A 13,678-nucleotide genomic window follows, 5' to 3' on the forward strand; every position below is an offset into this window, starting at 1 on the left:
CCTTTCGGATCCAGGTAAGCCATCGGACCCAAAAACCTCCCTCCGAGTTCTTCCCGGCTGCACCGGGGATACAACGAGGCGCTTCGTGGCGCACCACATCTGCCGCGATCCGGGCGGGTCCGATGTCGATCATTAGGTTGAACGCGAGGATGCCCCGGGCGGTTCGCCGGGGCATCCTCGATCGTTCAAAGCGTGAAGCTGGCGTCCACGATCAGTGATCGGCCGGTCGCGCTGCGCGTTTGCAGTTCTGTGACGTGCCCCCGGCAGGATTCGAACCTGCGCCCCGCCTCTTAAGGGGTGCATCTATCGACCGACCACTGTGGTTCTTCTGACCGGCGGCATCGTGCGGTTTCGCTTGGCTTGGACTCAAGTTGGCTATGACGCTGGCAGGTAGACCCGCTGGTCAGCCGGGGTGTTCCCGTGCCGGAACGCGCACGCCAGGAAGACCCGAACCGCGCGTTCTCGATCCGGCCCGCGGTGCCGGTGTACTGCCGCTGCACTCCGACCGTGCAGGTGCCCTGCTTCAGGCCCCCGGGTCTCGTCCACGACCAGGACCGCGTTCGATCGCCGAGCCGCCGACGATCAATGCCCGCAGGTCGTTGCGCATATTGTCGGTGTCCCGCACCGCCCGGTACGGCAGCCGCCTCAAAGGCGGTTGCCGTACTAGTTGCGAACCAGGAACAGCGTCTCCGTCGCCGGCAGCTGACCCGACAGGCGACGATGAAGGACGATGAAATCGACAAGCTGCTGCTCGCACGCACGGCGGAGCGCAGTGTCGTCGGAGGTCTCCGCCGTGGCCTGCCGCATGTGCAACAGCCGAAGAGAGTCGACGCACGCAAGGCGCGCCACAGCCCGCACCTTCTGGCGGTATCGACCAGGAAGTTGAGCTTGGCGGTCAAGGGCTGCCTGACTTGACCTCAATGCGAGTCCGAAAACCTGCGTGAACTCAGAACCACCGGCGTAGAGGTCGGGCTGCGCGAGCGGAGCGGTCAATGGTGAATCGTCGAGCTGCAACACGTCGGTCGGATACTTGCGCAGCCGGCGCTCCAAGTCGTGAAAGAATGCGGCAGCACCCGTTTCCCATTGAGGATCGCTCGTTTCCTCTTTGGCCAGTTGCCTGCTCCGCTCGATGACCTGAATTGGGTAGAAGTGCGGCGTGTCGTCTGAATGCTCGCGGCGGCCCCATGTCCGCGTAAATGCATCCAGAGCATGTGCCAGGCCATCGAGGCCGGCACCCGTGGCCGATGGCGAGGCCAACGCTAGAAGATCCTTATGCACTGCTTGCAGCAGTGCAGTCTCAGGCAAAACCTCAGCAAATGTTTCGAGCATCGCCCCTAGTCGAGCCGAGAACGTTGCTCGGCTGACGCTAGTGATCGCAAAGTAGTCATCGCCGACAAGCTGCAGGAGGTTGACGTCGCACGAACTCGGCTTTTGCTGATTCGACGTCGGTCTCGTTGTGCAGGCCGGCCTCCCATCAGGCTGGCTTGCCCATGCGATCGGTGGCGATTTGAGTTGCATGAGCTCGTCCATAGTGGGAAGTCGAATGTCCAACTGTAGCTGGGCGACCCAGGTCACGAAGGATTCTGCGTCTGAACGACGCATTCCTACGGCGCTTGCGTTCGCCGGTGGGAGGTCATGTCCTTCCCAGTGGTCGGGTTGACGCCAGTATTCACCGCTATCGTTGAGGAAGAATCGGTATTCGCGGTTTGTGAGCGGGCTGGCGCAGAGGTAACCACCGCCACGCAGTCGGACGCTATTTCGCACCTTACGCAGAAGCATCACCTGCATAAGCCGCCGTCCGCGATGGGCATCAATACCGCCGGTGCTCGGCGCATCAAGATACCGGGTGAGCTCCGGAGAGATCTCTTTGGCTTCGTTGATGCAGTCGGCGGCCAGCATGAACAGCTCGTGTGATGCATTCGTAGAGCTCAGGCAGGCGGCCACTATCGGGGCGGCGTCGGCCTGTGCTACATAGAGTAGAACAGTTTCCGACCACCAAGGGTCAGTGACTCTGGTGCACATTTGTTGGACGAGTGACGCGTCGTTCGCATGTGCCGCCGCCAAATACTCTTGGAAGGTCAGGTGCGCGAACGAGTAAACGCCGCTTTCTCGTTCCACCAAGATTCCACTGCCGCGTTCGATATCTTCCAGGAACTCACGACTGCCCGCGTCGTACTGGACGCGGGCAAGTGCGTCCTGGATGACTGAGCCCGCATCGGTAGCCCTAAGTTCTCGCACCCCCTGGCACATCATGGAGTATGCCAAGACGCGGAGCACCACCTCTTTCTGTACCGTCGTATGAGGGCTCTGTATCCCCTTCGCCTCCTGTCGTTTGCCGAGAAACACCTGACAAATTTCGCGATAGAGCTCCACTCGTGTCCCGGGAAGTGCTCCCCGGTAAAAGTGGACGAGTGCGACCATGGTCAGGAGAAGAGGATTCTGAGAGAGATCAAGTAGTTGGGCCTTCTCCCGTAGTCTGCCGAACAGGTCGGCGGCGTCCTGCTCGGTCTGCTCTGCGACGCCTTGATCCCACCGATCGGTTGCCCGTCTGTGGGTGGCTGCATACCAGTTGCCGATGAACTCTTCGATCTGCGCCTCGGTGAAAGGCTGCACCTCGACGATGACCGCCTGTTCCAGCGGGTGGTCTTGGTAGCCCTTGGGGCGGGAAGTGAGAACGAAATAGTTGTCCAAATTATTGTTGATCTGCTCCTGTACCCAATGCACTACCGTGCCCCGAGCGCCATCACGGCTGACCTCGTCCAGTCCGTCAAACATCACGATGCATCGACCGAGACGTAACTGGTGCTCCAGCCAGCCCGACGGCTTGGCTGGCAGCTTCGTCAAGGTTGTGTACACCACTTCCGCAAGGGTCATGTTCGGGTTCTTGCAGATCTCATGTGCCACGTCGCGCAGGACAACGACGACCGGCACCTTGTTGCGAAGATTTGCCGGCAGCTGGTCACGTGCCGAACCTTGACACAACGACAGTGTCACATGCTTGATCAGTGTGGTCTTGCCGCTGCCCGGCGCACCGACAATGACTAGAGGTGTGAAGCGGCTACGTCCCAGCCACTCGACCACTGACATGCGTCGTGCTTCGTCTGGTGACAGCGCCCCTTGCCGACGACGTGGTCGTGTCAACCCGTTGGACGCTCGGTGGGTCGGTGTGGGCAACAAGGCCAGATCGACAAAGATCTGCTTCATTGAGAAGGTATATGAACCGCGGATCGTCAATCCACGCATGTCCACGTCATGGTAACGCTCCCGCAGGTATCTGAGATACGCTCTGCGGTACCTTGAAAATAGTCGCCCGGTCGTCTCGTTGACTTTATCGGCGACAATCAGCGACCACGCGGCCAGCACGGCTAGCACAACCGTGATGGTGAAGCCGACGGTCACGCTTGCGATTAGGCAGGCGACCGTCATAATGATCGCCAATACTGGGTGCTCCGAAACCCAGGCGCGTTGGCGGACGGCAAGCACCATGCAGACCATCAAAGCGCCAAACCCGACGGCGCCGCCGACCAGCAGGGCCCCGCGACGCTCACCGATGCGATCTCGGCGGCGATCGACATAAACCGCGTCCCTAGCAGCCTGCACGATGACCGACGCATCGTCGGCCCGTGCCCTCTGCGTGCTCGTCGATCGTGGACCAGGGGTTCGTGATGTCACGCCGGTCGGCCGCCACCGTATGCGTCACGCCCGGCCTGGATCGCTGTTCCGCCGTGACTGACCTGAGCGCTTTGGTTGATGAGCTGCCGACGATCGCTCACGTTGATCTTGTTGCCGATTTCCTTGACCAGATCCGCAAGGGGCCCAGCCAGGTCGGAGTCGGTCAGCAACCTGTGGTAAAGCAGAGCGTGTAGCTGACTCTGTGCATCCTGAAGCGTCGCGGCGCCGGCATTGTGTTCCACGGTGTCGTGAGTGGCGTCCAGCACCGCGAGTGGGTCACTGGTGTCGTCGGTCCGCCTGCTCAATAGCTGACCGAGTCTTCCTCGGGTCCACCCCCACGCCGACGTGGCCATTGATGCTGCGATCACCTGAGCACTACTTTGGGCCAGCGCCATGAGATCAAACGACACCCGTTGCTCCTAGTGTTGGGGAGTTCATTTGACGGTCGCCACAATGATCGATGCAATCGACCGTTGGGTCATGTAGCGTTACCCGACCGGCTGGCCGGAGTATTGCAGCGCTCCCGATGTGCGTTGATGACTGTCGACATGACGACGCACGCGAAACACCGCGACGGTCTTAAGGTGCGGACCTCCGTCCAAGCGGTGCGACGCGCCGGTATCGGCTGCGCACCAACTTGATCTTTGACCTTGATTCGGTCTGGTGTCGACCCAGCTTTGGCCTTCGCACATACACGCGCGAGTTTGAGCGGGCCCATCGAACGCAGTCGCCCGGTCGGGCCATCTCAGCCGGGTCGGCCTTCCCATCTCAACAGGAGTACTCGGTGAACCACGACCACGGTCTGGTCCTGTGGACCTTGCCGCCATCCAGGCGGAGATGCCGCTGCTCCTCAAGGCCACGCGGGCGACAACATGCGCGTCGGCCAGCTGTGCCGCGACGCGAGCTACGTCGACCGGCCCGCGCTGACGCTGGGTCTGGCCGTGCAGCCGGAGAGCCTCCGCGAAATCGCGCAAATACCCAGTTGCGTGGCCTCGGGCTGCTGGCCCGAGTGCTGTTCTCCGTACCGGTCAATACGGTCGGCTGGCGGAACGTCGATGTCGACCCCGTGCCAGCCGAGGTCGCGACGGCGTACGCGGCGAACCTGACGACCCTCGTTCTCACGCTCGCCGACTGAACCGGTCCGGCGGTCCTGCCGCTACACCGGCGCCGGCGTCCGTATCGCCGGCCTGATCCACCTCCGCGACGGGTGGGGCAAGCCGATCACGCCAGCGTTTGTTCACCACCACCCGCGCAAGCCAGACGACAAGCTGATCCGCAAGGCGCTCAGCCGGTGGGCGTTCAACACGCAGCAACGCGGGGCCGAAGAGAAGCCTCAGGATGTAGCCGACGCCCTGAAGTGGATCAGTCGGAACACGCGACAGGGTTCCACCCTCGCGGACTCGAAGGTGCTCCGGCCGTTGCTGAACTCGCTTGCGGTACGCCTCGACGGGCAGCCGGCCATGCCGAGCGTGGTCAGCCGGCGCCGGAAGATTCTCAACACGAGCGTTGAGTACGCCGTGGAACTCAACCTCCTGGGCGCGAACCCGATCCCGGCGTTGAAGTGGAAGCCACCGAAGGCTGTTCAAGTGGTTGACCGGCGCGCTGTGCCGAACCCGGTGCAAGCACGGACACTGATCAACGCGGTGCGAGACGATGTCCCGGCTGGCGCGCACCTTGCCGCATTCTTCGGTTGCCTGTACTTCGCCGGAATGCGCCCGGAGGAATCGGTCGCCCTGAAGCGCGCGAATCTCCGTCTGCCGAAGGAGGGTTGGGGCGAGTTCGAATTCGGCGAAGCCGAACCGCACGCCGGGAAGGAATGGACCGACAGCGGCGAAACCGCGACCGGCGGCAACTCAAACAGCGAGAGGTGGGGGAGCGGCGCATCGAACCATGGCCACCCGAACTGACCGCGCTCATCCACTGGCGCCTGGACGAGTTTGGGACCGGCGCCGGCGGCCGGCTGTTCGTCGGCGAGCGCAACCGCCACGAACTGCCGAAGCGGACCATCATCACGACCTGGCGGTTGGCGCGCGAGCACGTGTTCACCCCCGAGGTCGTGGAGACGCTGTTGGCGAAGCGCCCCTACGACCTCCGGCACGCGGCGGTCTCGACGTGGCTCGATGGCGGTGTCCCGCCCACCGATGTCGCCCTGTGGGCCGGTCAGTCGGTCGAGATCCTGTTCAGGATCTATGCGGCCTGCCTCGACAAGGGCACGGAGATCCTCTGCCGACGGGTCAGCGCAGCCCTGGGCTACTAACCCTCAAGAGCCGCCCCCGCTTGGGGGCGTATTGGGGGCGGGCCGCCGATCATGGCGAGATTTAGCCGGTGACAGCCGGACAAACGAGTGAAGCCCTGGACCGCGTTCGCGCTGGTCCAGGGCTTCGTTTTCGCTGATCAGAGCCACTTCAGAAAGTGTGCCCCCGGCAGGATTCGAACCTGCGCCCCCGCCTCCGGAGGGCGGTGCTCTATCCCCTGAGCTACGGGGGCCTTGCGGCCTCGCAAAGGATAACAGATCTGCTGTGGCGGCTGAGTCAGGAGGGGAGGGGTTGGGCGCCCAGGTCCTGGAGCTTCTCTGTCAGGGCGGTGATGTCGTACTGCTGCGAGACGCGGATCTTCTCGGCGGCGTCGCGGACCTCGGGGGTGGCGGCCTTGGCGGCGGCGGTCTCGGACATGTGGATGCCGCCCAGGTGGTGGCGGAGCATGAGCTGGCACCACATGGTGTCGAAGTCCTTGCCGGTGGAGGACTTGAGCTTCTTGAGCTCGTCCTGGGACGCCATGCCGGGCATGCGGCCGTCCGGCTGGAGGGCGTTCTTGCCGTCGGGCATCCAGGCCATGGGGGAGCTGTCCGTGTTGGGGGACAGGTGCCAGTGGGTCAGCCAGGTCTGCATCTGGCCGATCTGCCACTGCTGGCTCAGCGCCATGTCGTAGCCCAGGGTGCGGATGTCGTCGGTGGAGCCGAGACGGTACGCGAACATGGCCATCTCGACGGCCTGGGTGTGGTGGACGCTCATGTCGCGGGCGAAGCCGGCGTCCACTGAGTTCTCGCCGGGGGCGCGCAGCGTCGGGATGAGATACCCGGCGGAGACGCCCACGGCGAGGAGCAGGACGGCGCCGAGCACGCCCAGGGTCAGGCGTGCTCGTGCCGTGAGTTGTCCGAACAGGTCAGCCGCCCTGGGTCATGCCGGTGCCGGTGCCGTCCTTGCCGAGGTCACGGGGGACGGTGCCGGTCTCGGTGATGATGTCGCCCTGGGAGCAGGGGGTGCCGGGCTCGAGGCTGGCGTTCTGCCGGAGGGCCTTGATGAACTCGTCGATGCGGCCGTCGCTGGCCTTGTCGACCTGGAGCTGGAAGCCCCACGCCTGCAGGGAGATCGGCTTGGCCTGGCCCTCATAGGGGCTCATCATCATGTAGTCCTTGCCCTTGACCTTGGCGGCGAGGGCTTCGACCTGGTCGGCCGGCAGGTTGGGCTGGTAGGTGATCCAGACCGAGCCGTGCTCCAGGGCGTGCAGGGCGTGCTCGGTGGCGATCGGGGCGGCGTAGACGTCGCCGAGGCAGCGCTGCCAGTTCTGGTTGTGGTTGCCGGAGACCGGCGGGTTGGCGATGCTCAGGTCGTACTTCTGCGGGCCCCACACGTGGCTGCGCTCTTCGGTGTACGCCTTATTGATCTTGAAGTAGTCCTTGATGCCGTCGATCCGGTCGGCGCGCTCGCGGACGGTGAGCCCGTTCTGGTTGACCTGGTAGACGGCGAAGCCCACGATGCCGAGGGCCAGCAGGCCGACCACCGAGAACAGGATGATCGGGCCCCACGCGGCGCCCTGCTTCACCTTCACCGGGGCGACCTTGCGGGCGGCCGGGCGCTTGCCGGCCGGCGCGGTCTTGCGCACCGGGGCGGACTTGCGCGGGCTCGCCTTCTGCTTACCGGAAGCCGAGGTCGAACCGGACGCCGAGGTCGGCTCCGAGTCCGACTCCTTGTCGAGCGAGACGGCGGAGGCCTCGTCGAGTTCGGCGTCCTCGTCGCCACCCTGCTTCGGCTTGGCGCCGGCAACGGGCTTGGTCGACGGCTTGCGGTTGCCGCCGCCGTGCTGGGTGCTCATGCTCATGTCGTCGCCTCGCAACGCTCAGCGTGGTGCTCGCTCATCGGGCCTCGTCTGGTCAACGGTCGGGGGGTCGGGCGGGACGCGGTGGCGCTAAAACCGCCGGAGCGGCCGTCCCGCATTGTGACCAGCAGAACGGGCCTCCGCCAAGTACGGGAGTCTACCCCCGATAGCATTTGTCGGTGACTCCCGCTGAACTCGCCGTAGCAGTCCTCGAAGCCGCCCGGGCGGCGCTTACCGAGCGTGACCTTGACGCGTCCGTTCTTCCTGCGACGACCAGCGTGGAGCGACCGCGAAACCCGGAGCATGGTGACTATGCGTCGAATATCGCCCTGCAGTTGGGCAAGAGGGTCGGGCTGAGCCCGCGCGATCTTGCCGCGGCGGTCGCGAAAAACTTGCAGGAAACTCCCGGGATCGATGCGGTGGAGATCGCCGGACCGGGCTTCCTCAATATCAGGTTGTCGGCGGCGGCGGCCGGGGGACTGGCGCGGATCGTGGTGGAGGCCGGCCGGGCGTACGGGCGCGGCGACGCCCTCGCGAAGGAGAAGGTCAACCTCGAGTTCGTCTCGGCGAACCCGACGGGACCGGTCCACCTGGGCCACACTCGCTGGGCGGCGGTCGGCGACGCGCTGGGCCGGATTCTCTCGGCCGCCGGCGCCGACGTGACCCGCGAGCACTACGTCAACGACGCCGGCGTGCAGATGGCCCGCTTCGGCGAGTCCGTCATGGCCGCGGCCAACAACCAGCCGACGCCCCCCGACGGCTATCCTGGCGAGTACATCCAGGACATCGCGAAAACCGTGAAAGCAAAAAATCCCGACATTCTCGACAAAACGCCCGAAGAGCAGAAAGCGGCCTTCGAGCACGAGGGCTACAAGGCGATGCTGCGGGAGATGCAGGACAGTCTCGAGCGCTTCGGCGTCCACTTCGACGTCTGGTTCTCCGAGAAGACCCTGCACGACGGCGGCGCGGTCGAGCACGCCCTCGACGAGCTGCGCAAGCAGGGTCACATCTTCGAGGCCGACGGCGCGATCTGGCTGCGCACGACGGACTTCGGCGACGACAAGGACCGGGTGCTCATCCGTTCCAACGGCGAGAAGACGTACTTCGCCGCCGACGCCGCGTACTACATCAACAAGCGCGAGCGCGGCTTCGACCGCTGCATCTACATGCTCGGCGCCGACCACCACGGGTACATCGGCCGGCTGAAGGCGATCGCGGCCTGCGCCGGCGACGACCCCCAGAAGAACATCGAGGTGCTGATCGGCCAGCTGGTCAGCCTCCTGCGCGGCGGCGAGCCCGTGCGGCTGAGTAAGCGCGCCGGCACGCTGATCACGCTCGACGAGCTGATCGAGGTCGTCGGGGTCGACGCCGCGCGGTATTCCCTCGCGCGCTCCTCGACCGACTCGCCGCTGACCCTCGACATCGAGGTGATCACGCGGCAGAAGAACGACAACCCCGTCTTCTACGTGCAGTACGTCGGCGCCCGCACCGCCTCCGTCGCCCGCAACGCGGCCGAGCTCGGGCTGCACCGCACCGGCACGTACGAGCCGGGCCTGCTCACGCACGACAAGGAGCTCGACCTGCTCAAGGCGCTGGGCGACTTCCCGGCCGTGGTCGCGACCGCGGCCGAGCTGCGGGAGCCGCACCGCGTGGCACGCTATCTGGAGGAGCTCGCGGGCGCCTACCACCGCTTCTACGACAACTGCCGGGTGCTGCCGCAGGGCGACGAGCCGATCACCGAGACCAACCGGGCGCGGTTGTGGCTCAACGACGCGACGCGTCAGGTCATCGTCAACGGGCTCGACCTGCTCGGCGTCTCAGCACCGGAACGGATGTAAACGACATGCGCGCACATGAGGCCGGCGCCCTGCACGGCGACCTCGGCTCCAGCGGCCCGTCCTGGCTGCGGACCCCCGACGACGTCAACGCCCTCGTGCCCCAGCTCTGGTCCAAAACGGTCAAAAGAGCACAGAACGGCGCAATAGAGGTCGGATCAGTAAATGTCCAAAAAATCGCAGAAGACCACGGCACCCCGGCATACGTCTTCGACGAAGCAGACTTCCGCGAACGGTGCAGAAGCTTCAAAGCAGCCTTCGGCGGCACCGAGGTCTTCTACGCCGGCAAGGCCTTCATCGCCACCGCCGTCGTCAGGATCCTCGTCGAGGAAGGCCTGTCGCTCGACGTCTGCACCGGCGGCGAGCTCGCGATCGCGCTCCGGGGAGGCATGCCCCCCGAGCGCATCGGCCTGCACGGCAACAACAAGTCCGTGGCCGAGCTCACCAGGGCGGTCGACGCCGGCGTCGGAAGGATCATCGTCGACTCGTTCGACGAGATCGACCGGCTGAACGCGATCGCGAAGACGACCGGAACCAGGCCGAAGGTCATGGTCCGCGTCACCGTCGGCGTCGAGGCGCACACCCACGAATACATCGCCACCGCCCACGAGGACCAGAAGTTCGGCTTCTCGTTGTCCGGCGGCGCCGCCGCGAAGGCCGTCGACAGGATCCTGGAAGACGGCCTCCTGGAGCTGCGTGGCCTGCACTCGCACATCGGCTCGCAGATCTTCGACACGGCCGGGTTCGAGGTCTCCGCCCGGCGGTTGCTGTCGCTGCAGGCGCAGATCAACGAGCGGCACGGCATCGAGCTGCCCGAGCTCGACCTCGGCGGCGGCTTCGGCATCGCGTACACCACGCAGGACACCCCCGCCGAGCCGGTCGACCTCGCCACCAACCTGATGTGCATCGTCAAGCAGGAGTGCGCGGCGCTGCAGCTCAGCGTGCCGCACCTGTCGATCGAGCCGGGCCGGGCGATCGTCGGGCCGGCGATGTTCACCCTCTACGAGGTCGGCACCGTCAAGGACGTCGACGGGATCCGCACGTACGTCAGCGTCGACGGCGGCATGAGCGACAACATCCGCACCGCGCTCTACGACGCGGCCTACTCCGCGACCGTCGCGGGCCGGGTATCCGCCGAACCACCGATTCTCGCCCGCGTGGTGGGAAAACATTGCGAGGCCGGGGACATCATCGTGAAGGATGAGTTCCTGCCGGCGGACGTTCAGGCCGGAGATCTTCTCGCGGTGCCGGGCACAGGGGCCTACTGCCGCAGCATGGCCAGCAACTACAACCACGTCCCCCGTCCGCCGGTCGTGGCGGTGGTTGACGGGGAATCGCGGGTCATCGTCCGCCGGGAGACCGAGGACGACCTGCTCAAACTGGACGTGGGGTGACCATGAGTGTGAAGGTGGCGCTGCTTGGCTGCGGGACCGTCGGCGCGGAAGTGGTCCGGCTCCTCCGCGAGCACGAGCGGGACCTGACGGCCCGCATCGGCGCGCCGCTGGAGCTCGTCGGGATCGCCGTGCGTCGCGCCGGCCGCGTCCGTGACCTGCCGATCGACCCGTCGCTGTTTACCACCGACGCGCTCGGCCTGGTCAAGCGCGACGACGTCGACGTGGTCGTCGAGGTCGTCGGCGGGATCGAGCCGGCCCGCACCTGGCTGCTGGAGGCGCTGCGCGGCGGCAAGAGCGTCGTGACGGCCAACAAGGCGCTGCTCGGTGAGGACGGCGCGACCCTGCACAAGGCGGCCGCCGAGGCCGGCGCCGACCTGTACTACGAGGCGTCCGTCGCCGGCGCGATCCCGCTGCTGCGCCCGCTGCGCGACTCACTGCACGGCGACAGGATCACCCGCGTCACCGGCATCGTCAACGGCACCACCAACTTCATCCTGTCCTCGATGGACAGCACCGGCGCCGGCTTCGCCGAGGCACTGGAGGAGGCCACCGCGCTCGGGTACGCCGAGGCCGACCCGACCGCCGACGTCGAGGGCTTCGACGCCGCCGCCAAGGCCGCGATCCTCGCGTCCATGGCGTTCCACACCCGGGTCACCGCCGCCGACGTGCACCGCGAGGGCATCACCGAGGTCACCGCCGCCGACATGGCCAGCGCGAAGGCCATGGGCTGCACGATCAAGCTGCTGTGCATCGCCACCAAGCTGGACGACGCGGTGTCCGTGCGCGTGCACCCGGCGATGATCCCGAGGACCCACCCCCTGGCCGGGGTCGGCGACGCCTTCAACGCCGTGTTCGTCGAGGCCGAGGCCGCCGGGCAGCTCATGTTCTACGGCCGCGGCGCGGGCGGCGCACCGACCGCGAGCGCCGTGCTCGGCGACCTCGTGGCCGTGTCGCGCAACCGGCTCGCCGGCACCCACGCCGCCTCGGAATCCGCGTATGCCGACCTGCCGATCCGGCCGATCGGCGACGCGCTCACCAGGTATCACATCTCGCTGGACGTCGCGGACAAGGCAGGCGTCCTCGCCGCCGTCGCGGGCGTCTTCGCCAAGCACGGGGTCAGCATCGCGACCGTCAACCAGTCGGGCCGGGGCAACCAGGCCGTGCTGGTCATCGTCACGCACGCCGCCGCGGACCGCGCCCTCGCGGCCACCGTCGCCGAGCTGCGGGCCCTGGACATCGTTCGCGCCGTGGCGAGCGTCCTGCGTGTCGAAGGGGAGTAGCGCCATGTGGCGTGGATTGATCGAAGAGTTCCGTGACCGGTTACCGGTCGGACCGCAGACCCCGGTGGTGACGCTGCACGAGGGCAACACGCCCCTGCTGCCCGCCCCGGAGCTGTCCTCGCGGACCGGCTGCGACGTGTACCTCAAGGTCGAGGGCGCCAACCCGACCGGTTCCTTCAAGGACCGGGGCATGACGGTGGCGGTCTCCAAGGCCGTCGAGGAGGGTGCGAAGGCGATCATCTGCGCCTCCACCGGCAACACGTCGGCGTCCGCGGCCGCGTACGCCGCCCGCGCCGGCATCACCTGCGCCGTCCTCGTCCCCACCGGCAAGATCGCCCTCGGCAAGCTCGCCCAGGCCCTCGTGCACGGCGCCCGCCTCCTGCAGGTGTCCGGCAACTTCGACGACTGCCTGGCGCTCGCCTCGAAGCTGTCCCTCGACTACCCGGTCTCCCTGGTCAACTCGGTCAACCCCGACCGCCTCCAGGGCCAGAAGACCGCGGCCTTCGAGATCGTCGCCGGCCTCGGCGACGCCCCGCACATCCACTGCCTGCCCGTCGGCAACGCCGGCAACATCAGCGCGTATTGGATGGGCTACCAGGAGGACCACGCGGCCGGCAACGCCACCCGCCGCCCGCGGATGTTCGGCTTCCAGGCCTCGGGGGCCGCCCCGATCGTCAACGGCGCCGTCGTCCGCGAGCCCTCGACGATCGCCACCGCGATCCGCATCGGCAACCCCGCCTCCTGGACCAAGGCCACCGACGCCCGCGACGAGTCCGGCGGCGTCATCCAGGCCGTGACCGACCGCGACATCCTGCAGGCCTACCGCCTGCTCGCCCGCTCGGTCGGCGTCTTCGTCGAGCTCGGCAGCGCCGCCTCCGTCGCGGGCCTGCTCCAGGCCAGCGCCCAGGGCCTCATCGAGCAGGGCCAGACGATCGTCTGCACCGTCACCGGCCACGGCCTGAAGGACCCCGAGTGGGCCATCTCGACCGCCCCGGCCCCCACGACGATCCCCGCCGACGCCCTCGCCGCCGCGAAGGCCCTCGACCTCGCCTGATTCCTTTTGGCCAAGGTCCGCCGTGGTGCGGACCGCGGCTCCCGCGGGCTCCGGGCCGGGGCCCAGCTCGCGCTGGCCCTGGCCCTCTCCCTCCGCGTCCAGCGCAAGAGCGACACGGCCGTCCCGGCCGTGAACACCCGCAGCCCATGATCCGGAAGACCTATGGTCGCCCAGGCGACAACATCTCTTCCGGATCACGGGTCGTGCCGGCGCTGCCGGTCTCCGTCATGATCCGGAAGACCTCGTGTACCCCTGACTCAATGCCGGTGAGTTAAGGATTTGCGTCGAGGGTTGTCGATGCCGCGTGGCGGCTTGCGCAGCAACGAAGCTCCCGTTACACATGCTGTC

At 66.5% G+C, this 13,678-nt stretch carries 11 protein-coding genes, 1 tRNA gene and 1 pseudogene; 7 read left to right on the forward strand and 6 right to left on the reverse strand.

The window, feature by feature from the left end:
• Positions 1-384 precede the first annotated feature (384 nt).
• The 3 genes and pseudogenes from ABZS58_RS50015 to ABZS58_RS50025 all read right to left on the reverse strand — a co-directional run.
• A pseudogene (locus ABZS58_RS50015) lies at positions 385-558 on the reverse strand (transposase); the annotation flags it as partial.
• A 105-nt stretch (positions 559-663) separates the two neighbouring features.
• Positions 664-3,486, reverse strand: a complete 2,823-nt coding sequence (locus tag ABZS58_RS50020; protein ID WP_354791792.1) for an NACHT domain-containing protein — start codon at positions 3,484-3,486, stop codon at positions 664-666.
• A 182-nt stretch (positions 3,487-3,668) separates the two neighbouring features.
• On the reverse strand, positions 3,669-4,082 hold the full coding sequence (locus tag ABZS58_RS50025) for a hypothetical protein (protein ID WP_354791794.1): 414 nt from the start codon (positions 4,080-4,082) through the stop codon (positions 3,669-3,671).
• A 572-nt stretch (positions 4,083-4,654) separates the two neighbouring features.
• Between ABZS58_RS50025 and ABZS58_RS50030 the strand changes: the two genes are divergently transcribed.
• The 3 genes from ABZS58_RS50030 (at position 4,655) to ABZS58_RS50040 (ending at position 5,929) form a co-directional block, all read left to right on the forward strand.
• Positions 4,655-4,807 (forward strand): DUF3987 domain-containing protein, encoded by a 153-nt coding sequence (locus ABZS58_RS50030; protein WP_354791795.1) that lies wholly within the window; start codon positions 4,655-4,657, stop codon positions 4,805-4,807.
• Between the two features lie 283 nt (positions 4,808-5,090).
• A complete protein-coding gene (locus ABZS58_RS50035) occupies positions 5,091-5,579 on the forward strand; it encodes a hypothetical protein (protein WP_354791797.1) in 489 nt (162 codons plus the stop codon).
• Positions 5,540-5,929: a hypothetical protein gene (locus ABZS58_RS50040; protein WP_354791799.1), complete on the forward strand. Its 390-nt coding sequence runs from the start codon at positions 5,540-5,542 to the stop codon at positions 5,927-5,929. The genes ABZS58_RS50035 and ABZS58_RS50040 overlap by 40 nt, the downstream gene beginning before the upstream one ends.
• A 158-nt stretch (positions 5,930-6,087) precedes the next feature.
• On the opposite strand, the gene ABZS58_RS50045 is transcribed toward ABZS58_RS50040, so the two are convergent.
• The 3 genes from ABZS58_RS50045 to ABZS58_RS50055 form a co-directional block, all read right to left on the reverse strand.
• A tRNA-Arg gene (locus tag ABZS58_RS50045) sits at positions 6,088-6,159 on the reverse strand.
• A 44-nt stretch (positions 6,160-6,203) separates the two neighbouring features.
• Positions 6,204-6,791 (reverse strand): DUF305 domain-containing protein, encoded by a 588-nt coding sequence (locus ABZS58_RS50050; protein WP_354791801.1) that lies wholly within the window; start codon positions 6,789-6,791, stop codon positions 6,204-6,206.
• A gap of 43 nt (positions 6,792-6,834) precedes the next feature.
• On the reverse strand, positions 6,835-7,764 hold the full coding sequence (locus ABZS58_RS50055) for a DUF3105 domain-containing protein (protein ID WP_354791803.1): 930 nt from the start codon (positions 7,762-7,764) through the stop codon (positions 6,835-6,837).
• Between the two features lie 182 nt (positions 7,765-7,946).
• On the opposite strand from ABZS58_RS50055, the gene argS reads away from it, so the two are divergent.
• From argS to thrC, 4 genes are read left to right on the forward strand one after another with little or no spacing between them, the layout of a single operon-like run.
• A complete protein-coding gene (argS, locus tag ABZS58_RS50060) occupies positions 7,947-9,605 on the forward strand; it encodes an arginine--tRNA ligase (protein ID WP_354791804.1) in 1,659 nt (552 codons plus the stop codon).
• A gap of 5 nt (positions 9,606-9,610) precedes the next feature.
• Positions 9,611-10,996 carry a diaminopimelate decarboxylase gene (gene lysA / locus ABZS58_RS50065; RefSeq protein ID WP_354791806.1) on the forward strand — a complete coding sequence of 462 codons (1,386 nt, stop codon included), beginning with the start codon at positions 9,611-9,613 and terminating at the stop codon, positions 10,994-10,996.
• Positions 10,997-11,004: 8 nt separating this feature from the next.
• The gene (locus ABZS58_RS50070) at positions 11,005-12,276 is read left to right on the forward strand and encodes a homoserine dehydrogenase (protein WP_354791809.1); all 1,272 of its coding nucleotides are present in this window, start codon (positions 11,005-11,007) and stop codon (positions 12,274-12,276) included.
• A 4-nt stretch (positions 12,277-12,280) separates the two neighbouring features.
• A complete protein-coding gene (gene thrC, locus ABZS58_RS50075; RefSeq protein ID WP_354791807.1) occupies positions 12,281-13,330 on the forward strand; it encodes a threonine synthase in 1,050 nt (349 codons plus the stop codon).
• Positions 13,331-13,678 lie beyond the last annotated feature (348 nt).

The sequence above is a fragment of the Dactylosporangium sp. NPDC005555 genome, from assembly GCF_040605635.1.
Lineage (GTDB): Bacteria > Actinomycetota > Actinomycetes > Mycobacteriales > Micromonosporaceae > Dactylosporangium.

Coding starts and splice junctions, on each gene's coding strand:
- lysA (WP_354791806.1), top strand. CDS start 9,611: ATGCGCGCACATGAGGCCGGCGCCCTGCACGGCGACCTCGGCTCCAGC.
- ABZS58_RS50055 (WP_354791803.1), bottom strand. CDS start 7,764: ATGAGCACCCAGCACGGCGGCGGCAACCGCAAGCCGTCGACCAAGCCC.
- ABZS58_RS50020 (WP_354791792.1), bottom strand. CDS start 3,486: ATGGTGCTTGCCGTCCGCCAACGCGCCTGGGTTTCGGAGCACCCAGTA.
- thrC (WP_354791807.1), top strand. CDS start 12,281: ATGTGGCGTGGATTGATCGAAGAGTTCCGTGACCGGTTACCGGTCGGA.